The sequence below is a fragment of the Actinomycetospora endophytica genome (assembly GCF_021026375.1).
Taxonomy (GTDB): domain Bacteria; phylum Actinomycetota; class Actinomycetes; order Mycobacteriales; family Pseudonocardiaceae; genus Actinomycetospora; species Actinomycetospora endophytica.
The window spans coordinates 480176-500618 of record NZ_JAJNDB010000005.1 but is presented as its reverse complement, the minus strand read 5'-3'; the positions used below and the strand labels follow the sequence as shown (position 1 = coordinate 500618).

Below are 20443 nucleotides of genomic sequence, written 5' to 3'. Positions count from 1 at the left end.
CGATGATCCATGACGTGACCGACGAGGACACCGCCATCGCGCTGGGCAGCGGCGACGTGGCGGTGCTGGGCACCCCGCGCCTCGTGGCCTGGCTGGAGGCCGCGACGGTGGCCACCGCCGCGCCGCTGCTCGCCGACGGTCGCACGACCGTCGGGACGGCGGTCCGCGTCAAGCACCGCAAGCCGACCCCGGTGGGCGGCACCCTCGGGTGCACCGCCGAGGTCTCCGCCGGGCCCGACGACAAGGGCCGGATGACGTTCACCGTGCGCGCCGTCGACGGCAACGGGGACGTCGCGGGCGAGGGCGAGATCGACCGGGTCGTCGTCGACCGGGGTGCCTTCGGCTCGTGAGCACTAATTGATGCCATAGCGTCAATTACTGCTCACAGGCGCGTAGCGCACCTCTGAGCCGTCTCCACCAGACTCTCCGTCGCCTCCTCGGGGGCCAACCCGCACAGGTCGAGCAGCGTGAACAACGCCTCGGCGCTGATCACCACCGCGAGCGCGCGCACCGTCGCCTCCTTGGCCGTGCCGTCCGGAACCGGCCCCAACGCATAGTCGATCACCTCGAAGCGGTGCGCCGGGCGCTTCTCGCTCGCCCCGGTCAGCGACGCCGCCACGATCGCCCGCACCGCCCGCTCGTGGCGCAGCGTGCGCCCGCAGAAGACCCGCGCCGCCCGGGCGACCCGCTCGCCCACGTCGTCGACCCCGGCCAGCTCCGCCCCCAGCAGATCGTCCGGCGTCGGCCAGGTGTCCTGGACCGCGTCGCGCAGCAGCGTCACCAGGTCGGGGAAGTACCGGTACGCGGTGGCCTCCGAGACGCCGGCCCGGGAGGCGACGGCGGGCATCGTCACCTCGCCGCCGGCCTCCACGAGTGCCCGCGCGGCCTCGGCGATCGCCCGCCGCGTGCGCTCCTTCTGCTTGACCCGCCCCACCATCGTGCCTCCTGAGATACGACCCTCGTCGTGAGAGTTTACTTGCACGAAGATGCCGGACGCGACTACCGTCCTTCGTGACAGCACACTCTCACAAAGCGCAGCGAGGAGGGGTCACGATGACCCTGGTGTCGATCGTCGGAGCGCAGGACGGCGAGGTCATGGTCGGCGGCGCGGTGACCATGCGGATCCTCGAGGACGGCTCCACCACCGGGCACCGTCTCGGGATCGGCGAGATCACCATCGCGCCGCACACCGACGGCCCGCCCCAGCACCGTCACGCCCAGCACGACGAGGGCTTCTACGTCGTCTCCGGCACGGCCCGGTTCACCGTCGGGACCGACGTCCACGACGCGTCGGCGGGCTCGCTCGTCATGGTCCCGCCCGGCGCCCCGCACACCTTCGCGAACCCCGGTGACGAGCCCGCGGTCCTGCTCAACACGTTCACGCCCGACCTCTACGTGCAGTACTTCCGCGACCTGCGCGCCATGGTCGAGGGCGGCGGAGCGATGACCGCCGAGAACGTCACCGGCGTGATGGCCCGCTACGCCACGACGCCCTCGACGGAGTACGCCCCCGCGCTCGACGACCGCGGCTCCGGCAGCCCCGTCATGGTGCTGCACGGCGGCGGTGGCCCGGCCTCGGTGCTCGGGCTCTCGGCCGCCCTGGCCGCCGACCACCGCGTCCTCACCCCGACGATCCCCGGCTTCGAGGGCACCCCGCGTCCCGACGACTGCCGCACCGTCGCCGACATCGCCCGCCGCTACCTCGACGTCCTCGCCGAGCAGGACCTGCACGACGTCGTCGTCGTCGGCAGTTCGGTCGGTGGCTGGATCGCCGCGGAGATGGCGCTGCAGGACTCCACGGCCGGCCTCGCCGGTCTCGTCCTCGTCAACGCGGTCGGCATCGAGGTGCCCGATCACCCGATCACCGACATCTCGGGGCTGACGATCGACCGCATCGCCGACTATTCCTACGCCGACCCGGACCGCTTCCGCCTCGACCCGACGACGCTGCCCGCCGAGCGCCAGGAGGCCATGGCCGCCAACGCGGCGGTGTTCGCCGACTACGCGGGCGACCCGTACATGGAGGACCCGACGCTGCTGGGGCGCCTCTCGAGCATCAACGTCCCGGCCGCGGTCCTCTGGGGCGAGGCGGACGGGATCGTCGACGTCGGGTACGGCAAGGCCTACGCGGACGCCCTCCACGCCCCGTTCACCGTCATCGAGAAGGCCGGCCACCTGCCGCATCTCGAGCAGCCGGAAGCCACGCTCGCCGCGATCGAGGACGTCCTCACGGCCCACCCCGGAGCATGATCACCGGGTATCTGGGTGGCTCGACGAGCGAGGGCGAGCCCGACAGGTGCCCGTTGATCACTCCTTGTCGGCCGACTTGCCGCACGCACCCCCGGCGCCCACACCCGGCGTCGTAAACTCATGCCCGTGGCGGGACGGATCCGGGACTCCGACATCGCGGAGGTGCGCGACCGGAACCGGGTCGACGAGGTGGTCGGCGACTACGTGGCGCTGCGCCCCGCCGGCCCGGGCTCGATGAAGGGGCTCTGCCCGTTCCACGACGAGAAGTCGCCGTCGTTCAACGTCCGCCCCAGCCACGGCACGTACCACTGCTTCGGCTGCGGGGCGCACGGCAGCGTCATCGACTTCCTCATGCAGATCGACCAGCTGGGGTTCGTCGAGGCCGTCGAGAAGCTGGCCGACCGCGTCGGGTTCCGGCTGACCTACGAGGGCGGCGGGTCGAGCGTCCAGCGCGACCGCGGCACCCGCTCGCGGCTCCTGGCCGCCAACAAGCTCGCCGCCGAGTTCTACGCCGCCGAGCTGGCCAAGCCCGGTGAGGCCAACACCGCGCGGCAGTTCCTCGCCGAGCGCGGGTTCGACCAGGCGGCCGCCGAGTCGTTCGGCTGCGGCTTCGCGCCCGGCGGCTGGGAGAAGCTGACCAAGCACCTCCTCGCCCAGGGCTTCACCCTCGACGAGCTGGAGAAGGCCGGGCTCTCGGTCCCCGGCCAGCGGGGCCACCGCGACCGGTTCCAGCGCCGGCTGCTGTGGCCGATCCGGGACCTGGGCGGCGACGTCGTCGGGTTCGGCGCGCGGCGGCTGTTCGACGACGACCGCATCGAGGCCAAGTACCTCAACACCCCCGAGACGCCCGTCTACCACAAGTCGAAGGTGCTCTTCGGGCTCGACAAGGCCAAGCGGGAGATCGCGAAGACCCGCCAGGCGGTCATCGTCGAGGGCTACACCGACGTCATGGCGATGCACCTCGCGGGCGTCCCGACGGCCGTCGCGAGCTGCGGCACCGCGTTCGGGGACGAGCACGTCGCGGTGCTGCGCCGCCTGCTCATGGACGACTCGTTCGACCGCGGCGAGGTCATCTACGTCTTCGACGGCGACGCGGCGGGCCAGGCCGCGGCGCTCAAGGCCTTCGACGGCGACCAGCAGTTCTCCGCGCAGACCTACATCGCGACCGCGCCCGAGGGCATGGACCCGTGCGAGCTGCGCCAGGCCCGAGGCGACGTCGCGGTGCGCGACCTCGTGGCCCAGCGCTCGCCGCTGTTCACCTTCGCGATCCGCTCGATCCTCGACGACCACGACCTCGGCACCGTCGAGGGCCAGACCGCCGCGCTGCAGCGCTGCGTCCCGCTCGTCGCCCAGATCCGCCGCGACGACCTGCGCGACGGCTACGCCCGCCGCCTCGCCGGCTGGACCGGGTGGGCGGACGAGGCGCAGGTCGTGCGCCGGGTGCGCGAGACGGCGGGCCGGCCCGCGGACGCTCGCCAGCAAGGGTCCCGACGACGGCAGGTGCGGCCGGTCGCGCCGTCGTCCGGTGGTTCGCCGGAGGGCCCCTCGATGCCCGCCCGGGACGACCCGCGGCTGCGCGTGCAGCGCGAGGTGCTCAAGGCGGCCCTGCAGGTCCCGGGGCTCGCCGGGCCGGTCTACGACACGCTGCCCGAGGACGCCTTCAGCCACGACGGCTACCTGGCGGTGCACCGCGCGATCCTCGCCGCGGGCGGGACGTCGAGCGGCCACTCCGGGTCGGGCTGGGTGTCGGTGGTGACCGAGCAGGTGACCCCGCCCGGGTACGGCCGGCTGGTGGCGGAGCTCGCGGTCGAGCCGATGCAGTCGCGCGAGGCCGACGACGCCCGCTACGTCTCCTCGATGCTCACCGCGTTGCAGGGGGCGCTGGTCGAGCGGCAGGTCGCCGAGATCAAGTCGCGGCTGCAGCGGATCTCGCCGGTCACCGACGCCGACGAGTACCACGAGCTCTTCGGCGACCTCGTCGCGCTCGAGCAGTACAAGAAGGCGCTGCGCGACCAGGCGATCGGCGGCCAGTGGTCGGCCTGACCGGCCGGCTCGCGGCGCTGCTCACCGGCCGGGAGATCACGCCCGAGGGGTTCACCGGCACGCTGCAGCCCGACGAGCGGGTGCTGGCCGACTCCCGGACCCGACGCGGCGAGGTCGTGCTCGCCACCGACCGCGGGCTCTGGATCGACGACCACCACGTGCCCTGGCACCTCGTCTCGAAGGCGACCTGGGCCTCGGGGACGCTCGAGGTGATCGAGGCGAGCGAGGCCGAGCACCTCGAGGGCGGCGTGGTCCTGCTGGCCGACGCGTCGCCGCAGAAGCTGCCGCTGCCCGAGCCGGGCAAGATCCCCGAGACGGTGCACCGCCGCGTCACCGGCGTCATCCACTCCCGCCAGCACCACGACCTGCCCAGCGGGGGAGCGTGGTTCGTCCAGCGCCGGACCCGCGACGGCGTCGTGCTGCACGTGCGCCCCGACCCCGGCACCGACCCGGACGAGATCCGCACCCTCGCGGCCGGGGTGGGGGAGAAGCTGGGCCGGGCGCGGGGCTAGCCCCTTTTGTCATCGATGCGGCATGGCTGACGCTCAACGTCAGCAGCTCCACATCCTCGATCAGCCCCCTAACGACGAAACGCGGCGCCGCGGACCGAGGGAGGGTCCGCGACGCCGCGCGCCGCACTGCTCGAGTGCTCAGGCCACGATGATGTACAGCCCGTAGATCACGATCGCGGCGGCGGCCACCAGGGACACCACTCCGACCGCGGTGCCCGTCGACGGCGAGAGCGCCGGCTCGGGCCCGTCGGGTCGCGGTGCCCGCGCGGCGAGCCCGACGATCCCGAACGACACCAGCGCCGTCACCACGACCGCTGCCGCGAAGGACACGATCGCCACCAGACCCAGCGAACCCCACGCGATGCTCATGCCTGCGCCACCCCGCTCTCGGTACGGACCTCGTCCGGCGCGAGCGGCGCCGGGACGTCGTTGACGTTCTCCGCCGTGACCGGCGTGCGGCGCGAGGCCGCGTAGATGCCCGCGGCGACGCCGATGGCGACGATCGCGACGAGGACGGTCCCGATGACGCCCTGCGAGGCCGCGAACGCGGCGACCGCCCCGACGATGGCCGCGGCGGGCAGCGTCAGGATCCAGGCGACGGCCATCTGGCCCGCGACGCCCCACTGCACGCCGGCGATCCGGCGGCCGGCGCCCGCACCGAAGATGGAGCCGGTGGCGACCTGCGTCGTCGAGAGCGCGAAGCCCAGGTGCGACGAGGCGAGGATGACCGCCGTCGTCGCGGTCTCCGCCGCGAAGCCCTGCGGGGTCTCGATCTCGCTGACCCGCTTGCCGAGCGTGCGGATGATGCGCCAGCCGCCGAGGTAGGTCCCGAGGCCGATCGCGAGGCCCGCCGCGAGGATCACCCAGACGGGCGGGCCGGCGTTGGGGGCCAGCACGCCGGAGGCGATCAGGGTCAGCGTGATGACGCCCATCGTCTTCTGCGCGTCCGAGGTGCCGTGCGCCAGCGAGACCATCGACGCCGAGGCGATCTGGCCCAGCTTGAAGCCGCGCTTGGTGCTCTCGTTGTCGGACTTCGCGGTGCTGCGGTAGGCGATGATCGTGCCGACCATCGCGATGATCCCGGCCAGGATCGGCGAGATCACCGCCGGCAGGATGATCTTCGAGATCAACGTGTTGAAGTGCACCGCACCCGCGCCCGCCGCGACGACGACGGCGCCGATGAGCCCGCCGAACAGCGCGTGCGACGAGCTCGACGGCAGACCGAGCAGCCAGGTCAGCAGGTTCCAGAGGATGGCGCCGACCAGGCCCGCGAAGATGATGTACGGGTTGATCTTCGTCTCGTCGACGAGCCCGCTGGAGATCGTCTTGGCGACCTCGACCGAGAGGAAGGCGCCGACGATGTTCAGGACGCCGGAGATGAGGACCGCGATCTTGGGCTTCAGCGCCCCGGTCGCGATCGACGTCGCCATGGCGTTCGCGGTGTCGTGAAAGCCGTTGGTGAAGTCGAACGCCAACGCCGTCACGATGACGACGATGACGATCAGGGAGATTCCCATGGACCGTCCGATTCCCTCCGTCGGGCGCGCACGCCGAGTGACGGCGCGGCCCGCACTGTCGTGTCAGGACGGCGGGGACGCTACGGAGCGCCCGCGTCCTGGCCCGCCACACGGAGTGGAACATGAGGTGAACAGCGATCATCCGGACCGTGAAGTCGGCCCGAATGATCCTGTTCGTCCGTTACGCCGGGATCAGCGACCGGCCCCGTTGGTCCCGGCGGCGCGGCCCGGCGCCGTCGGCTGGTGTCCCGACGACGTCGGGGCGACCTTGTCCTTCGCGACGGCCACGCCGGCCTGCACCGCCTCGCCCGCCTTGGCTCGGGCCACGCCGGCCGCGGCCTGGACCTGCGGGTTGTCGGCGACCCGTCGGTAGGCCTGCGAGAGCTGCTCGTAGCGCTCGCGTCCCGCCCTCGTCCCGAGGACGTACCCCACGCCCATACCCAGCAGGAACGGCAGCATCTTCATGATCGAACCTTCCGACGACGGCGTTGACCCATCCTGCCGCACGACGCTTCGGGTCGGTCAGGTACGGTCTTCTCCGAACCCGGCGCCGACGGGTTCGTGACGGTCCTCCGTAGCTCAATCGGCAGAGCATGCGACTGTTAATCGCAGGGTTACTGGTTCGAGTCCAGTCGGAGGAGCTCCCGCCGCAGGTCAGCGACTTACGGCCTCCTTCTCCTCGAGATCACGCCACTTTCGCGTGGCCGAGCTCTGCTCTTGATCATCGGCGCAGGGTGTCCTCCGGCGATTCACCGCCGGTTGCGTCGGTGTAGGCGATCCGGAACGAGTGCCTACTGACGAACCCCCACCGGGCAGCGACCGCCGCGATGGTCTCGGTGGCGGGATCGGCGTTCAGAAGATCGCTGAATGCCCCACGGAGCCGGGCAGCCCAGAGCGTCTGAGCAGGGTGGAGGCCGTCGCGGCGACGCAGGCCTTCGACGACCTCGCGGTAGGGCGTGCCGGCGAGGTCGGCGATGTCCTCGGGCCCGATCGGTCGGTCGGCGAAGGCATCGAGATAGGCGGTGACCTCACGCAAGGTCGCCGCGGACACCTCACCGCGCACCGACGGGGCCTCCGGGTCGGTGGTCCGGGCGAGCGCGGTGTTGGGGAAGGTCGAGAGCAGCGCCGCAGCCAGGGTTCGGAACGCCTGGTCGAGCAGGGTCGGGCTCCGGGCGGCCCAGGGATCGGTGAGCACGTCGTCGCGGACGTGGGTGATGGTGTCGATCCAGTACCGGGCCAGGGTCGGGGTCAGCGGGGTGATCGCGGCGAAGGCCAGTTGGTCGGGATCGAGACCGGTGACAGCCGCGGCATAGGCGGTCACGGCGCTGCGGTCGAGCTGGACCATGGCGAGGTCGAAGCGTTCGCAGACGGTGCGCATCCCGCCCCGCGGTGGGATCAGGACGACGTCACCGGTGTCCACGTGGACGTCGGGGTAGGAGGTGTCGGAGTAGGCGAAGCGGCCACCCACAGGTTGGACCACCGAGAGCGGGTCGTCCGGTCCGGCCGCGCCGTCGAAGATGAGGTCGACCGCCACCTGCACGCGGCCGAGGGAGAACCGGGGGGCAGTGAGAGCCTGGAGATCGAGCCGGAAGTCGTCGGCGAACCCGGTGATGGTGGCCCTGGTCTCGGAGGTGTAGCCGCGGCCCAGGAAGTCCTCGGCGATGTCGGTGTCGGTCGTGGAGAACTCGCTACGGACCACCCTGCAGTCGACGTCGTCGGCCATGTCACTCCATGCGGTACTGCCGAGTGAGGGCCTCGGACGATACTCCCGCCGCGACACACCTGGACACCCAGCGAAAGCAGCGAGGCGGAGTCGGGCGTGCTGATCCGAGGATGAGGCTTCCGGGACCGACTGACGGAAGACTGGCGCCGTGCGGAGACTCTGCTACGGCATGAACCTGTCCGTCGACGGCTACATCGCCGCGCCCGGCGACGACCTCGGGTGGAGCGCGCCCAGCGACGAGCTGTTCGAGTGGTGGCTCGACGAGGAGCGGGCGATCAGCCTGTTCCTGTACGGGCGCAGGCTGTGGGAGACGATGAGCGCCTACTGGCCGACCGGCGACCAGCAGCCGGGCGCCACCCCGGCGCAGATCGAGTTCGCGCGGAACTGGCGGGACACCCCGAAGGTGGTGTTCTCCTCGACCGTCGACGAGGTCGACTGGAACGCCCACCTGGTCGCCGGCGACGCGGTCGCGGAGATCGCCCGGCTCAGGTCCGGGGACGGTGGGCCGATGAGGGTCGGTGGCGCGGCGCTCGCCGGGGCGGCGATGCGGGCCGGGCTGATCGACGAGTACGCGATCGTCACCCATCCGGTCCTGGTCGGTGGCGGCGCCCCGTTCTTCCACCCGCTGGACGGCTGGGCGAACCTGGACCTGGTGGAGACACGGACGTTTCCCGGCGGCGTGACCCTGGCCAGGTACGAGACGCGGCGCTGACCCCGACTCCTCCCCGCGACGGGGAAAGGTCAGCTCGTCCGGAACACGGTCACGGCTGGGCCTGGGCGATCCGGGTGGCCACCATCTGCGAGTAGGCCTGCAGCAGTGCGACCCATCCGCCGCCGCCGTGCTCGATGGCGCCGTAGACGCTCTCGCCGCCGACGAGGCGCTCGAAGTGGCGCTGCTCGACCTCGACGGTGGTCTGCTCGGGCCCGTCGGCGTGGAAGCGGACCTCGATCTCACTGGCGTGGGCGGGGTCGGGGTCGGACTGCCAGTCGCCGCCGATCTGCCAGGTGAACAGCACCCGCTCGGGCGGCTCCCAGGCCAGTACGCGGCCCCAGTCGCACTCGCTGCAGTCGACCCCGCGCTCGAACCAGCGCCCGCCCTCGTGGGGCTCGAGGATGATGTCGGCGACCTCGGCGGCGCCGATGTGGTACTGGCGCGGCCACCACGACCCGATCGATCCGGTGAACAGCTCGAAGGCGCGCTCACGGTTGAGGTTGACGGTGGTCTTGCCCTCGATGGGCGGGATCGGAGTGGTCATGGCTGCTCCTCGTCGGGGTGTTCGATGTCGGCTGCCGTCTCGTCGGCGACGGTCTGCTCGGCGAACTTGTGGAAGCCGGTCAGCGCGTGCTCCCAGAGGCCGTCGAGCCAGGCCCGCAGCGCGGAGACGCCCCGCGGGTCGAGGCTGTAGACCCGCCGGTTGCCCTCGGGACGGGACACGACCAGACCGCCGTCCTTGAGGACCTTGAGGTGCTGGGAGACGGCCGGTCGGCTGATCGGGAGCTGGTCGGCGATCTCGCCCACGGCGCTCGGGCGCCGCGCGAGCAACTCGAAGATGGCGCGCCGGTTCGGGTCACCCAGGAGCCCGATCGCACCATCTATGTTCGACTCCACGAACGGTAAGACTAGACGCACATAGATGGGAGGGCCAGGGCCGGCCGGTGCCGCACGGTCGAAGGCTCAGGAACGCAGTGTCGTGCTCGGCGGACAGCCATACAGGCGCCGGTACTCGACCGAGAACCGGCCAGGGTGGGCGAACCCCCAGCGGGCGGCGATCGTGCTCACGGTGTCGCCGCCGGTGGGGTCGGCGGACTGCAGGTCGCGGTGCGCCCCGGCCATGCGGACCTGGCGGAGGTAGCCGAGCGGGGTCTGGCTGCGGTGCTGGCGGAACAGGTGCTGGAGCCCGCGGGGTCCGATGCGGGCGGCCTGGGCGATGTCGGCGAGGCCGATGTCGCGGTGGGCGTTGCCGTCGATGAAGGTCGTCGCTCGCCGCAGCGCGGCGGACTCGGCCCCGAAGGTGTGTGGCGCGGGCCGGTCGGAGGCGGCCTCGAGTGCGGTGTTGGGGAACGTCGTCAGCAGCGTGGTGGCCGGGTAGCGGAAGGTCTCGGCGCGTACCAGCGGGTTCGTGGCGATCTCGTCATGAGCCAGCACGTCCCGGCTGACGTGCTCCACCGCGGCCTGCCACCGGCGGCCGTGTGCGTCGCTGAGCGGGCGCGACAGATGGAAACGGACGTCGGCGGCGGGCACGCCGGTGATCTCCTCGGCGATCGCGCACGTGGCTGTCAGGTCCATGCGGATCGGCGTCAGGCTCAGGTCGTCCTGCTCGACGCTGACCGGCCGGAGCGGATCGACCAGCAGCACCTCGCCGGGCCCGGCCTGCGCGGTCAAGCCGCCGGAGCTGACCGTCAGCCGCCCGCCGTCGATGCTCACGGCCAATAACAGCTCGTAGGGCTCCAGGTCGGCGTGCAGCAGCAGCGAATGCTTCATGTGGTCCACGCCGAGCCCGCCGAGGGTGTTGACGGCTAGCGGAACCGGTAGTTCTCGGCGTTCCCGGACAGGCGCGGGGTGTGGTCGGCGTAGAGCTGACGCGGCAGGTCGTGCCCCGTTTCGACGTCCCCGGTCTCCAGCAGCAGACGCTCGACCGCCGGGCCGCCGGTCTCCGCCATGACTCCCCTCCCGCCTCCCCGACAGTCCGGACGTGGGCAACAGATTAGCCGTAGAACGCGGCATTGTCCGCAGAGCGCAGCTCTGTCGACACCGGGTCAGCGGAGCAGCGTGTCCTCCGGCGACTCGTCGAACGCCCGGGCGTAGGCGATCCGGAACCGGGCGGGCCGGCCGAACCCCCAGCGGGCGGCCACGTGGGTGACGATGACGCCGGCGTGCGGGTCGGCGTCGAGGAGATCACGGTGCACCCCGTGCAGCCGCGCCCGCCAGAGGAGCTCGGCGGGGTGGCGTCCGTACCGTCGCCGGACCCCCTCGGCGAGCTCGCGGTAGGGCGCGTCCCCGACGGCGGCGATGTCGGCCGGCCCGATCGCCCGGTCGGCGTGGGTGTCGAGATAGTCGGCGAGCTCGCGGACGGTCGCCGCGGAGACGTCACCGCGCACCGGCGGTGCCTGGGGGTCGGTGGTGCGGGCGAGGGCGTTGTTGGCGAAGGTCGACACCAGCGCGGCGGCCAACGTGCGGAACGCCTGGTCGAGCAGGATCGGCTGCTCGCCGGCCCAGGGGTCGGCGAGCACGTCCTCACGGACGTGGGCCACGGCGTCGGTCCAGTACCGGGCCATCGCCGGGGTCAGGGGCGCCAGGCCGTCGAAGGCCAGGGTGCGCGGGTCGAGCCCCGTCAGGCTGGCGGCGTAGTCGGCGACCCGGCCCCGGTCGAGGGTGACGATGGTGATGTCGAGGTTGTCCGACTCCACGTGCACGCGACCGAGCGGCGGACTGAGCACAGCATCCGCGACCACCGTCTGCACATCGTGATACGCGTTGTCGAAGTAGCCGATGTGCCCCCTCGTCGGAGCGGAGACGATCAGGACGTCGGCGGGCACCTCGTCCACGGTGTGTATCAACCCGGCACTCGTCTCGAGCCGGCTCACCGCGAGGTCGGGGGTGCACAGCGAGGACACGGCGGCGGTGAAGCCCTCCCGCGGGCCGGTGAGCTGGAGGCGTTGGTCGACGTACGTGGTGCTGAGGAACTCCTCGGCCTTCCGCGGATCGGCGGTGGCGAATCCGCCGCGGACGACCGCACTGCTCATGGCGTCGTCGCTCATCGAGCCTCACCACCGCAGCGTCTCGCCGGGTGAGCGGCCGTAGGACCGCCGGTAGTCGATCGCGAACCGTCCGGGATGGGCGAAGCCCCACCGGGCGGCGATGGCTCCGACGGTGTCACCGCGGGTCGGGTCGGCGGCCTCCAGGTCGCGGTGGGCGCCCTCCATCCGCACCCGTCGCAGGTACTCCAGGGCGTCTCGTCGCGATACCTGCGGAACGCCTGCTGCAACCCGCGTGGGCCGATCCCGGAGGCCTCGGCGATCCGGGTGATGTCGATGTCCTCCTGGGCGTGTGCATCGATGAACTCCACCGCGCGACGCACCGTGGCGGGCTCGGCGTACCCGGGCGGCGGCGCGCTCGGGTCGGTCAGCTGCTCCAGGGCGGTGTTCGGGAACGTCAGCACCGCTGCGGCGGCCAGCTCTCGGAAGGCCTCGCCGCGCGCGAGCGGGCTCGCCATGACCTCGTCGTTGCTGAGCACGTTCCCCGCGATGTGGTGCACCACCGTGGACACGTGGCGCGCCCGCTCGGCCGTCACCGGCTCCATACCCGTGAAGGTGACCGACCGCTCGTCGAGCCCGGTCACCTCGGCGGCGACCCGACGCGCCCCGTCGAGGTCGAGCACGCCCAGCGCGCAGGACATGTCGTCCCACTCGCACTGGAACTCCGACCAGTACGGCGCCAGGAAGATCGGTCCGGTCTGCTCCCGGCCGACGCGGTAGCTCGCGTAGCCCGAGGTGACCGAGACGATGATCAGCGCCGAGACCGGGTCGCACGGGGCCGTCAGCCGCATGGTGTTGCTCAGGAGGTCCACGCTGAGCCGCCCGTAGCCACTCTCGACCGCCGCCGAGCTCAACTCCAGGCGGTACTGACGGGCGCTGCCCGAGAACGACGGTGCGTGGTCCGTGTAGAGCGACCGGATCTGCTCGGTGCCCTCGTCCGCGTCGGTGGTCGCGTAGTTCAGACGCTGCACCGGAGATGTCATCCGTCGACCCTTCCCGACCGAGCTCGTCGTCCCGCACTCGCTGCGAGATCCTCCGACGCCGGGCGAAGAACTGCCCGACGGGATCGGATCTCTACGCCTTCGCGACGACGGGTCACGGCTTTTTCAGCCGAATGTCGAAAAAGCAGTCCACTGAGCGAACGAAGTGTAGACCCGCCGGTCCTCGGCGCGACGGAACTCGCGGAGATCGTTTCGTGCGCTCTCGCTGTCCTCCTCCGGACGGAATGGCGGCCTGCGGGAACCGTCGTCCACCGAACGGTGGTGAGCAGGAGAGCGGCGGGCGATCGGGTGGCTCACACCCGCAACGTCGTGCTCGGTGGCCGGCCGAACTGGCCCTGGTAGAGGATGGAGAACCGGCCGGCGTGGCTGAAGCCCCACCGCGCGGCGATCGCCGCGACGGTGTCGCCCCGCGTCGGGTCGGCGGCCTGGAGGTCGCGGTGGGCCCGTTCCAGCCGCACCCGCCGCAGGTAGGTCAGCGGCGACTGGCCCCGGTGCTTGCGGAATGCGGCCTGCAGTCCTCGGGGACCGATCCGGGCGGCGGTGGCGATCTCGCTGATGTCGATGCCGCGATGGGCGTTGGCGTCCATGAACTCGACGGCCCGGCGCACCATGGCCGGCTCGCCGTTGCCCGCAGGCGGCGCGGTGGGATCCCGCAGCGAGTCGAGCGCGTTGTTCGGGAACACGACGACGACGGCGGACGCGAGCTGGCGGAACGCCTCGGCCCGCACCAGGGGCTGGGCGATCAGTTCGGCGTCGGCGAGGACGTGTCGCCGCATGTGGTCGACGGTGCGGTTCCAGTACTGCTCGTGGGCCGCGTCGATGGGCACGTCCAGGTGGAACCGCACCCGTTCGGGCATGAGCCCGCTGAGCCCCCCGGCGACGACCTGCGCGGCGTGGAGGTCGAGGGCCACGACCTCGACGTCGAGCAGGTCCCAGGTGGTCCAGCCCGCACTCAGCGGGTCCATCACGGTCAGGTCCCCGGGGCCGGGAGACAGCGATCGGCCGCCCATCTCCATCCGGTAGCGCCCGGAGCGGACCCGGTTGACGATCAGGCGCTGGTACGGCGCGACGGCGGTCTCCACGCTCATCGTGTGCACGAGATCGTCGATCCGGAAGCGGTCGGTCTCCAGGGAAGCCACCCGCATGCGGAAGTCCGCACGGTCGCCGCGGAGGAGCGGGGTGTGTTCGGTGTACGTGTCGGAGATCCATTGATGGGCGAACTCGGGATCGGTGGTGTCGACCTCGGCGTGCGACACCGCTGACACGTCCAGCACGACATCCCCCCGTCAGAATCGGCCCCGGGAAACGCATATATTAGCCATTGACCGCGCACAACCTATCCACCAAGCGGCGCACTGGCCAGCAACAGAACCGGGCGTCTCCGGGTACCGGGCGGTTCGCCGAGCCCGGTGCCAGGAAACCTGCTGGACAAGGGCGGGTGCCCACGACGAGCCTCGATCCCATGACCGCCGTCGAGGAAGCACGAGCCCCGGGTGAGCAGGCCGTCGCGCGAGCCGCCGAGGGCGACGTCGTGCTGCCGCTGACCGTGGACCAGGCCGCCGCGTGGGTGCCGGCCGAGCACCGGGACGCCTACCTCGACGGCGCCGCCAGCGTCCTGGGGTACCGCCCCCGGATCGCGTGAGTTCGCCGCACGCCGCCGTTCGGCGGTCGCACCGCGCAGGAGTCAGCCGCCGCGAGCACCCGACCGTCCGTCCGGCCCAGCAAACTGAGACAAAAACTTCGAGCGCGTAACGCTGTTCGGGCTCGGACGAACCTGCCATCCTCTGCGTCACGTCGTCGTCTCTTGCCCCCCAGGAGACCCGGCGAGGTCCCGCTGCCCGGTCCCCCTCGGGCGGCGGGACCGTCCCGTCTCAGACCTCGATCACACGCTTGATCGCCGCGAGCGTCTCGGGAATCCCCGCGCGGGCGTCGGCGACCCGGATGGCGATCTCTTCCTCGGCCCGGTCGCCGTAGCGCTCCCGGAAGAAGTCGCGGCCCACCTGGGGGAACTCCCACGTCTCGGTCAGGCGGCTGCCCTCGCCGTCGGGGGCGATCTCGAATCCCCAGAACACGCGCCCGCCGCTCACCGTCCACCGGAAGAGCCGGCCCGGCTCGGCGGCGACCACCTCGCTGCGGGTCTCCCACTCCCGGTCGGGCTTGACGTTGAAGCCGGTGAAGTGCGCGCCCACCCGGGGGCCGTCGCCGTCGTCCCACTCGCAGCGCGCGCAGATCGGACTCCATTCGCCGGTGCGCGTGACGTCGGAGACGACGTCGTAGACCGCCTGCGGGGCGGCCGCGACGTGGATCGAGTCGGTGTAGGTGAACTCCACGCGGTCATCATGGGGCGTCGGGAACGCCGTCGCCGACCGGGAATCGGGGATGCGCCGCGCGGGCCGGACGCGCCAGGGTGTGCCCCGTGATCGACTCCGACGGCGGCCCGACCATCACGACGGAGATCGTCCCCGATCTCCTGCGCGGAGCGCTCGACGCCGAGCGCGGTGAGGTCGGGCTGCGGCCGCACCGGCTCCCCGCCCGGGCCCGGGCGCGGGCCGACCAGCAGCTCCGGCTCGCGCAGTCGCAGCCCTCGGGGGTGCGGCTGGTCTTCCGGACCGCCGCCACGTGGATCGAGGTCGACGCGCGCCGGACCACCCTCGCCTTCCACGGCGTGCCGCCGCGGCCCGACGGCCGGTACGACCTGGTCGTCGACGGCGACTTCGTCGCGCAGCAGACCTCGAGCGGCGGCATCGCGCTGGTCACGGACCTCGCCACCGGCGTGACCGAGACCCGGGTCGGGCCGGTCGGCACCGTCCGGTTCGCCGGCCTCGCCGCGGGCGACAAGCTCGTCGAGGTGTGGCTCCCGCACCAGGAGGCGACCGAGCTCGCCGTCGTGCGCACCGATGCTCCGGTCGCGGCCGAGCCGCCCGGAGCGCGTCGGGTGTGGCTGCACCACGGCAGCTCCATCAGCCAGGGCTCGAACGCCGCGAGCCCGACGACGACGTGGGTCGCGCTCGCCGCCGCGCGTGGCGGGGTCGACCTGGTCAACCTCGGGTTCAGCGGCAGCGCGATGCTCGACTCCTCCGTCGCGCGCACCATGCGCGACCAGCCCGCCGACGTCGTGAGCGTCAAGATCGGGATCAATCTGGTCAACGGCAACGTCATGCGCATGCGGGCCTTCACCCCCGCGGTGCACGGGTTCCTCGACACCGTCCGCGACGGCCACCCCACGACGCCGCTGCTGGTGATCACCCCGGTGCTCTGCCCGATCCACGAGGACACCCCGGGGCCGGGCGCCGCCGACTTCGGCGACGGCACGATGCGCTTCCGCGCGACCGGCGACCCCGCGGACGTGGCGGCGGGCCGGCTCACGCTGCGCACGATCCGCGAGGAGCTCACCCGCATCGTCACCGAACGCGCGGCCGACGACCCGCACCTGCACCTGCTCGACGGCCTGACGCTGTACGGCGAGGCCGACGCGGCCGAGCACCCGCTGCCCGACCGGCTGCACCCCGACGCCGCGACCCACCGGCTGATGGGGGAGCGGTTCGGTGATCATGCGTTCGGGCCGGGCGGTCCGTTCGCGGTCGCGTGAGCGCTCCGGCGGTGAGCCGCGCCGGCGGTCAGTCCGACGCGGCGCTGTCGGCGAGGACGGCGTCGGCGACGTCGTCGTAGAGCTCCACGGCGTCGTCGAGCCCCGCCGCCGTCAGGGCCCGGCGCACCGCCCCCCGCGCGCCCACGACCAGGCGCAGCGGCCGCCCGGAGCCGTCGCGCTCGCGGGCGAGACAGGCCAGCGCGTGGCCCGCGACGAAGGTCGCCTCGCGCAGGTCGACCACCACCGCCGTCGCCAGTTCGCGGCAGCCGTAGTGCTCGTGGAAGTACGGGTTGCCGCGGATGTCCGCGGTCCGGCGGAGCTGTCGCCGCAGCTCGTCGTCGTTGCCGCGGTCGACCTCACCGCTGACGGAGAGCACGAGGACCGGACGCGGCGGGCCGTAGAGCGCCCGCGTCACGAAGGTCGCGGTCACGACGCGGCGGAGTGGACCGGGCACAGGGGATCGACGAAGGCTTCCTCCCCGGGCGCGCCGGCGCGGAACGCGGCGTTCGCGAGCACGGAGCAGGTGCAACCGCGGTCGACGGCGGTGCGACCACCCGGAGCGTCGGTCGGGTCGGGCGCGACCGGCCGCTCCTCGTCGACGTCCTCGGCCATGGCGGCCCCCCCGGCTTGCTGTTCCGGCTTGTACCGTTTACGCCAGGTCACGGTATCGCACAGGTTCACACCACTGCGAGGCCGGTTGTGTACCACCGGTGTGGTGTCCGAGTGGGTGAACGGCCGTCCGGTTGCGTTCGAGGGCTCCGCCGGTGTCTGTCTCGCTAGGCAGATGATCTTGCCGAGTGCGGCCCGGACCCCGCCGCGCTCGCGAAGATCATCTGCCTAGGCAGTGCGGAGGGGTGTCGGTCGGGCGGAGGCGACAGGGCTGCAGGTGACGGCCCAGAGCCCTCACCCCGCGACGAGATCTCCGTCCGAATGGCCGATCCGCGTCGGAGCGACCGCGGTGGCAGCGGTGGCGGACCCGTAGGCGTTCAGGACGCGGCGTCGCGCACCCAGCGAGGTCAGTGCGAGCTGGACGACCGACGGTTCGCCGCCGTCGTCGAGGAGCGCGCCCAGGACGGCCAGGTCGGAGATCTCGCCCAGCGTCCCCTGTGAGGCGCGCCGGATCAGCGCTCCCACCCGTGGTGAGACCGACACCCGCTCGACGGGGATCACGCCCGGCCTGGCTCCGACGCCGGTGATCCCCTGCAGTGCGGCCTGCACCGTGGCGCGGTCGACGCCCGCCCGGCGGAGGACCGCCGCGGCGTCTCCGTCGGTCGCGAGGAGCGCCAGGAGGACGTGCTGGGTCCCCACCGTCCGGGTGCCCGCCGCCGCCGCGCTCGCCCGCGCGAGCACCAGCGCGGGCCACCACGCGCTCCCCGTCCGTCCCCGAGCCACACCTGTCCATCGCGCGAGACGGGCTGATCATGACCCCGGATCCGGACTCGATCCGGTCACGAAACCCGGGGTGGTCGGCCGGGCGCGGGCCGTGACGAGGCCCGGGCGGGTCGACGACGCCGTGCGCCGACACATTCGTCACGTGTTCGCGGTCCGTGTGCAACCACCCTGGAATGGAAACGTCGCCGGCGAGCCGAAGCAGTTACACCGGCCACGACCGATCGGCGGGAAATGTCAGGGCGGTGTCATCCGGAAAACGTTGAATGACGACACCGCGGAGCTGTTGTGGGGAATTCGGACTCCCAGCACTCTGCTGTCCGACCCCTCGTTGTTCCGCCACCCAGCGCACGCGTGGCAGACGTCGGAAGGAACCGTTCCCGTGAAACTGCCTGTTGCCCTCGCGATCGTCATCGGCGTCGTCGGTGGTGTGCTGACCTGGCTCTACGTCGGTCCCCTGGCCGCGCTCGGCCTGTTCGTCCCCGCGACCTTCATGGGGGCTGCGCTGTACTTCGCCGCAGGTGGCGACCTGCCGGCGCTGAAGAAGTCGGTACCCGCGACCGTCTGGGGCGTCGTGATGGGAACCGTCACGCTGATCGTGGTGGGAACGGTCTCCGGCGCGGCGATGACCGGGGTCGTGGTCGGCGCCGGGACACTCGTGCTGATCCTCGGGGCGCTCGTGCCGCTGCTCGAATTCGTTCCCGGCGCGGTCGTCGCATTCGCCATGACCGTCGGATGGGGCCTGCTCAGTTCGGCGTCGGGTACGGATTTCGCGTTCAAGACCGGCCCGTTCACCGTCATGCTGATCTCGTTCGTGATCGGCGGTCTCTACGGCTGGGTGGGCAGCATCCTCGTCGGGAAGCTGATCGGCGCGACGACCAGGACGCCGGCCGCGGCGCCCGCGAAGGCGGTGGCCTGAACGAGGTGGACGCCCGCCGACGGCCGGCCGGTCGTCGGCGGGCGGTTCAGCCCGACGCCGTGGAGCGCCCGGATGCCAGCCGCGCGGCCGCGGCGGGCAGCACCGTCAGCGCCGCCCCGCCGGTCAGGAAGGCCAGGGCGACGAGCAGCGGATCGCCCACGTCGGCGACGAACGGGACGACGGCGAGTGCGACGGCGGGCGTGAGCGGCTCCGCGAGCACCGTCGCGAAGGCCATCACGACGACGACGGCGAGCCCTCCCGTCACCGGTGCCGGCCCGCCCGAGGCGAGGGCGAGCGCGCCGACCGCGCCCGCCACGCCCATGAGCAGGACCCGCCGCGCGGCTCGCCAGGACCACACCGTCCCGCCGGTCACGGTGAACTCGAGGCCCGCGACCAGCAGCGGAGGTGCGACGGCGAGCGCGGGCGCCCCGAGCACCCCGACGCCGAGGATCCAGACGACCGCCCCGGCGAGGAACCCGACGACCCGGCCCGCGGGCCACGTCGTCGGGCGACGCGGTCCCGGGCGGGGCAGCACGGTCAGCGCCAGCACCCCGCACCAGGCGAGGACCGCCAGCGGATAGGTGAGGTCCCGGACGCCGAACACCACCGGGAGCACCGCCGCCGAGACCGCCGGGATCAGCGGGCTGTGCACGCACTGCAGGAGCCCGACCGCGATCGTCAGCGCCACGGCCACCCACACCCAGCGCGGGCCGGGGCCCCAGGCGCACGCGGCCCCCACGACGGCGCACGCGGTGGGGACCGCGACCAGCGGCACCGGTCGCGCCCACGCCTCGCGGCGCAGCGTCCACACGCCGTACCCGAGGGCGACCGCCTCGGGGAAGAGCACGGCCCGCCGGCCGGTCACGCTCGCCGCCAGCAGCATCGCCGCGGCGAGGAGCGGTGGCCCGGCCTGGCGCAGGACGGTTCCGGCACGGCCCACGCGGCGAGCCTGCCACCCGCCGTCGCCTCAGCGCTGGCCGTAGTCCCGGAGGCGCTCGGCGACGTCGTCGACCTGCTCGGTCGAGAGCAGCCGCGGCGAGCCCACGGCCGCGGCGCGCAGCCAGACCTCGCAGAGCCACTCGAGGTGAGCGGCGCCGTCGTAGGCGGCGCGCAGCGAGCCGGCGAGCACGACGGTGCCGTGGTGCCGCATGACGGCGGCGGTACGTCCGGCGAGCGCGGCGGAGACGTTCGCGGCGAGCTCGTCGGTCCCGAACGGCGCGTACTCGGCCACCGCAACGGTGCCGCCGAAGATCGCGGTCTGGTAGTGGACGAGGGGCACATCGTCACGCAGCAGGGACAGCGCGACGGCGGCCCCGGAGTGGGTGTGCACGACCGCGCCCGCGTCGTGGCGGGCGTAGCAGAGCAGGTGCAGCGGCAGTTCGCTGGTCGGCTTCAGGGTCCCGTCGACGACCGACCCGTCGAGATCGACCACGCACACGTCGTCGCCGGTCAGGGTGTCGTAGGCGACGCCCGACGGAGTCACCGCCAGCAGGTCGCCGACGCGCACCGAGAGGTTGCCCGCGGTCCCGGCGACGAGGCGGTCGGCGACCAGTCGTCGGGAATGCTCCGCCACGGTCTGCCGTGCTTCGTCCAGTCGGGTCAGCTCACGCGCCATGGGAGATGCCTATCAGCGGGCGCGGCCGACTGCTCTGCGTGGCCGCGGGGAACACGGTGGGTGACACCTTGGTGTTGCTCGGCCGTTGGTCGCGGGTGATGGACCGTTGGCCGCTGTTCACGCCACGTC

27 protein-coding genes and 1 tRNA gene are annotated in these 20443 nt (G+C 72.4%); 10 read left to right on the top strand and 18 right to left on the bottom strand.

Annotated features, from left to right (window positions below; genetic code table 11):
* Nucleotides 1-2 precede the first annotated feature (2 nt).
* On the top strand, nt 3-350 hold the full coding sequence (locus tag LQ327_RS23355; protein ID WP_230738164.1) for a thioesterase family protein: 348 nt from the start codon (nt 3-5) through the stop codon (nt 348-350).
* Nucleotides 351-382: 32 nt separating this feature from the next.
* On the opposite strand, the gene LQ327_RS23350 is transcribed toward LQ327_RS23355, so the two are convergent.
* Nucleotides 383-937, bottom strand: coding sequence for a TetR/AcrR family transcriptional regulator (locus LQ327_RS23350; RefSeq protein ID WP_230738163.1), 555 nt, complete (start codon nt 935-937; stop codon nt 383-385).
* A 116-nt stretch (nt 938-1053) separates the two neighbouring features.
* Between LQ327_RS23350 and LQ327_RS23345 the strand changes: the two genes are divergently transcribed.
* From LQ327_RS23345 to LQ327_RS23335, 3 genes are all read left to right on the top strand, one after another.
* On the top strand, nt 1054-2250 hold the full coding sequence (locus LQ327_RS23345; protein WP_230738162.1) for an alpha/beta fold hydrolase: 1197 nt from the start codon (nt 1054-1056) through the stop codon (nt 2248-2250).
* Nucleotides 2251-2376: 126 nt separating this feature from the next.
* Nucleotides 2377-4293, top strand: coding sequence for a DNA primase (dnaG, locus tag LQ327_RS23340; RefSeq protein WP_504766382.1), 1917 nt, complete (start codon nt 2377-2379; stop codon nt 4291-4293).
* On the top strand, nt 4281-4805 hold the full coding sequence (locus LQ327_RS23335; protein WP_230738160.1) for a hypothetical protein: 525 nt from the start codon (nt 4281-4283) through the stop codon (nt 4803-4805). Before dnaG ends, LQ327_RS23335 begins: the two co-directional genes overlap by 13 nt.
* A 138-nt stretch (nt 4806-4943) precedes the next feature.
* Here LQ327_RS23335 and LQ327_RS23330 read toward each other — a convergent pair whose 3' ends face one another.
* From LQ327_RS23330 to LQ327_RS23320, 3 genes are all read right to left on the bottom strand, one after another.
* Nucleotides 4944-5174, bottom strand: a complete 231-nt coding sequence (locus LQ327_RS23330; protein WP_230738159.1) for a hypothetical protein — start codon at nt 5172-5174, stop codon at nt 4944-4946.
* On the bottom strand, nt 5171-6322 hold the full coding sequence (locus LQ327_RS23325; RefSeq protein ID WP_230738158.1) for an inorganic phosphate transporter: 1152 nt from the start codon (nt 6320-6322) through the stop codon (nt 5171-5173). Before LQ327_RS23325 ends, LQ327_RS23330 begins: the two co-directional genes overlap by 4 nt.
* Before the next feature lie 192 nt (nt 6323-6514).
* Complete coding sequence (locus LQ327_RS23320) at nt 6515-6787, bottom strand: hypothetical protein (protein WP_372460727.1); 273 nt, start codon at nt 6785-6787, stop codon at nt 6515-6517.
* Between the two features lie 103 nt (nt 6788-6890).
* On the opposite strand from LQ327_RS23320, the gene LQ327_RS23315 reads away from it, so the two are divergent.
* Nucleotides 6891-6963, top strand: a tRNA-Asn gene (locus LQ327_RS23315).
* 80 nt (nt 6964-7043) lie between these two features.
* Here LQ327_RS23315 and LQ327_RS23310 read toward each other — a convergent pair.
* Nucleotides 7044-8045: a helix-turn-helix domain-containing protein gene (locus LQ327_RS23310; RefSeq protein ID WP_230738157.1), complete on the bottom strand. Its 1002-nt coding sequence runs from the start codon at nt 8043-8045 to the stop codon at nt 7044-7046.
* A 148-nt stretch (nt 8046-8193) separates the two neighbouring features.
* Between LQ327_RS23310 and LQ327_RS23305 the strand changes: the two genes are divergently transcribed.
* Complete coding sequence (locus tag LQ327_RS23305; protein WP_230738156.1) at nt 8194-8757, top strand: dihydrofolate reductase family protein; 564 nt, start codon at nt 8194-8196, stop codon at nt 8755-8757.
* Nucleotides 8758-8806: 49 nt separating this feature from the next.
* Here the strand turns inward: LQ327_RS23305 and LQ327_RS23300 are convergent, their stop codons facing one another.
* The 6 genes from LQ327_RS23300 to LQ327_RS35300 form a co-directional block, all read right to left on the bottom strand.
* A complete protein-coding gene (locus LQ327_RS23300; RefSeq protein ID WP_230738155.1) occupies nt 8807-9301 on the bottom strand; it encodes an SRPBCC family protein in 495 nt (164 codons plus the stop codon).
* Complete coding sequence (locus tag LQ327_RS23295; RefSeq protein WP_230738154.1) at nt 9298-9654, bottom strand: ArsR/SmtB family transcription factor; 357 nt, start codon at nt 9652-9654, stop codon at nt 9298-9300. The genes LQ327_RS23300 and LQ327_RS23295 overlap by 4 nt, the downstream gene beginning before the upstream one ends.
* A 66-nt stretch (nt 9655-9720) precedes the next feature.
* Complete coding sequence (locus LQ327_RS35305; RefSeq protein WP_504766379.1) at nt 9721-10536, bottom strand: AraC family transcriptional regulator; 816 nt, start codon at nt 10534-10536, stop codon at nt 9721-9723.
* 26 nt (nt 10537-10562) lie between these two features.
* Nucleotides 10563-10706, bottom strand: a complete 144-nt coding sequence (locus LQ327_RS23280) for a hypothetical protein (protein WP_230738252.1) — start codon at nt 10704-10706, stop codon at nt 10563-10565.
* A gap of 96 nt (nt 10707-10802) precedes the next feature.
* Entirely contained in the window at nt 10803-11804 is a 1002-nt protein-coding gene (locus LQ327_RS23275; protein WP_230738153.1) for a helix-turn-helix domain-containing protein, read from the bottom strand.
* Between the two features lie 6 nt (nt 11805-11810).
* Nucleotides 11811-11969, bottom strand: a complete 159-nt coding sequence (locus LQ327_RS35300) for a helix-turn-helix domain-containing protein (RefSeq protein ID WP_372460725.1) — start codon at nt 11967-11969, stop codon at nt 11811-11813.
* 132 nt (nt 11970-12101) lie between these two features.
* Between LQ327_RS35300 and LQ327_RS35295 the strand changes: the two genes are divergently transcribed.
* Entirely contained in the window at nt 12102-12521 is a 420-nt protein-coding gene (locus LQ327_RS35295; protein WP_372460724.1) for a hypothetical protein, read from the top strand.
* Nucleotides 12522-13095: 574 nt separating this feature from the next.
* Here the strand turns inward: LQ327_RS35295 and LQ327_RS23265 are convergent.
* Complete coding sequence (locus LQ327_RS23265; RefSeq protein WP_230738151.1) at nt 13096-14076, bottom strand: AraC family transcriptional regulator; 981 nt, start codon at nt 14074-14076, stop codon at nt 13096-13098.
* A 188-nt stretch (nt 14077-14264) separates the two neighbouring features.
* Between LQ327_RS23265 and LQ327_RS23260 the strand changes: the two genes are divergently transcribed.
* Nucleotides 14265-14444 (top strand): hypothetical protein, encoded by a 180-nt coding sequence (locus LQ327_RS23260; RefSeq protein WP_230738150.1) that lies wholly within the window; start codon nt 14265-14267, stop codon nt 14442-14444.
* 229 nt (nt 14445-14673) lie between these two features.
* Here the strand turns inward: LQ327_RS23260 and LQ327_RS23255 are convergent, their stop codons facing one another.
* Nucleotides 14674-15132 carry an SRPBCC family protein gene (locus tag LQ327_RS23255; RefSeq protein WP_230738149.1) on the bottom strand — a complete coding sequence of 153 codons (459 nt, stop codon included), beginning with the start codon at nt 15130-15132 and terminating at the stop codon, nt 14674-14676.
* An 89-nt stretch (nt 15133-15221) separates the two neighbouring features.
* On the opposite strand from LQ327_RS23255, the gene LQ327_RS23250 reads away from it, so the two are divergent.
* Nucleotides 15222-16391, top strand: coding sequence for an SGNH/GDSL hydrolase family protein (locus LQ327_RS23250; protein WP_372460730.1), 1170 nt, complete (start codon nt 15222-15224; stop codon nt 16389-16391).
* Between the two features lie 28 nt (nt 16392-16419).
* On the opposite strand, the gene LQ327_RS23245 is transcribed toward LQ327_RS23250, so the two are convergent.
* The 3 genes from LQ327_RS23245 to LQ327_RS23235 form a co-directional block, all read right to left on the bottom strand.
* Nucleotides 16420-16821, bottom strand: a complete 402-nt coding sequence (locus LQ327_RS23245) for an STAS domain-containing protein (RefSeq protein WP_230738147.1) — start codon at nt 16819-16821, stop codon at nt 16420-16422.
* Entirely contained in the window at nt 16818-17003 is a 186-nt protein-coding gene (locus LQ327_RS23240) for a hypothetical protein (RefSeq protein ID WP_230738146.1), read from the bottom strand. The genes LQ327_RS23245 and LQ327_RS23240 overlap by 4 nt, the downstream gene beginning before the upstream one ends.
* Before the next feature lie 291 nt (nt 17004-17294).
* Nucleotides 17295-17783, bottom strand: coding sequence for a Clp protease N-terminal domain-containing protein (locus tag LQ327_RS23235; protein WP_230738145.1), 489 nt, complete (start codon nt 17781-17783; stop codon nt 17295-17297).
* 142 nt (nt 17784-17925) lie between these two features.
* Here LQ327_RS23235 and LQ327_RS23230 point away from each other — a divergent pair, with 142 nt between their 5' ends.
* Complete coding sequence (locus LQ327_RS23230; protein WP_230738144.1) at nt 17926-18699, top strand: DUF1097 domain-containing protein; 774 nt, start codon at nt 17926-17928, stop codon at nt 18697-18699.
* A gap of 46 nt (nt 18700-18745) precedes the next feature.
* Here LQ327_RS23230 and LQ327_RS23225 read toward each other — a convergent pair whose 3' ends face one another.
* Together LQ327_RS23225 and LQ327_RS23220 are read right to left on the bottom strand one after the other, a co-directional pair.
* The gene (locus LQ327_RS23225) at nt 18746-19639 is read right to left on the bottom strand and encodes a hypothetical protein (protein ID WP_230738143.1); all 894 of its coding nucleotides are present in this window, start codon (nt 19637-19639) and stop codon (nt 18746-18748) included.
* 27 nt (nt 19640-19666) lie between these two features.
* Nucleotides 19667-20314 (bottom strand): class II aldolase/adducin family protein, encoded by a 648-nt coding sequence (locus LQ327_RS23220; protein WP_230738142.1) that lies wholly within the window; start codon nt 20312-20314, stop codon nt 19667-19669.
* Nucleotides 20315-20443: the final 129 nt, after the last annotated feature.

Coding starts and splice junctions, on each gene's coding strand:
- LQ327_RS23355 (WP_230738164.1), top strand. CDS start 3: ATGATCCATGACGTGACCGACGAGGACACCGCCATCGCGCTGGGCAGC.
- LQ327_RS23350 (WP_230738163.1), bottom strand. CDS start 937: ATGGTGGGGCGGGTCAAGCAGAAGGAGCGCACGCGGCGGGCGATCGCC.
- LQ327_RS23345 (WP_230738162.1), top strand. CDS start 1,054: ATGACCCTGGTGTCGATCGTCGGAGCGCAGGACGGCGAGGTCATGGTC.
- LQ327_RS23330 (WP_230738159.1), bottom strand. CDS start 5,174: ATGAGCATCGCGTGGGGTTCGCTGGGTCTGGTGGCGATCGTGTCCTTC.
- LQ327_RS23325 (WP_230738158.1), bottom strand. CDS start 6,322: ATGGGAATCTCCCTGATCGTCATCGTCGTCATCGTGACGGCGTTGGCG.
- LQ327_RS23320 (WP_372460727.1), bottom strand. CDS start 6,787: ATGAAGATGCTGCCGTTCCTGCTGGGTATGGGCGTGGGGTACGTCCTC.
- LQ327_RS23310 (WP_230738157.1), bottom strand. CDS start 8,045: ATGGCCGACGACGTCGACTGCAGGGTGGTCCGTAGCGAGTTCTCCACG.
- LQ327_RS23300 (WP_230738155.1), bottom strand. CDS start 9,301: ATGACCACTCCGATCCCGCCCATCGAGGGCAAGACCACCGTCAACCTC.
- LQ327_RS23280 (WP_230738252.1), bottom strand. CDS start 10,706: ATGGCGGAGACCGGCGGCCCGGCGGTCGAGCGTCTGCTGCTGGAGACC.
- LQ327_RS23275 (WP_230738153.1), bottom strand. CDS start 11,804: ATGAGCGACGACGCCATGAGCAGTGCGGTCGTCCGCGGCGGATTCGCC.
- LQ327_RS35300 (WP_372460725.1), bottom strand. CDS start 11,969: ATGGAGGGCGCCCACCGCGACCTGGAGGCCGCCGACCCGACCCGCGGT.
- LQ327_RS35295 (WP_372460724.1), top strand. CDS start 12,102: ATGAACTCCACCGCGCGACGCACCGTGGCGGGCTCGGCGTACCCGGGC.
- LQ327_RS23260 (WP_230738150.1), top strand. CDS start 14,265: ATGACCGCCGTCGAGGAAGCACGAGCCCCGGGTGAGCAGGCCGTCGCG.
- LQ327_RS23240 (WP_230738146.1), bottom strand. CDS start 17,003: ATGGCCGAGGACGTCGACGAGGAGCGGCCGGTCGCGCCCGACCCGACC.
- LQ327_RS23220 (WP_230738142.1), bottom strand. CDS start 20,314: ATGGCGCGTGAGCTGACCCGACTGGACGAAGCACGGCAGACCGTGGCG.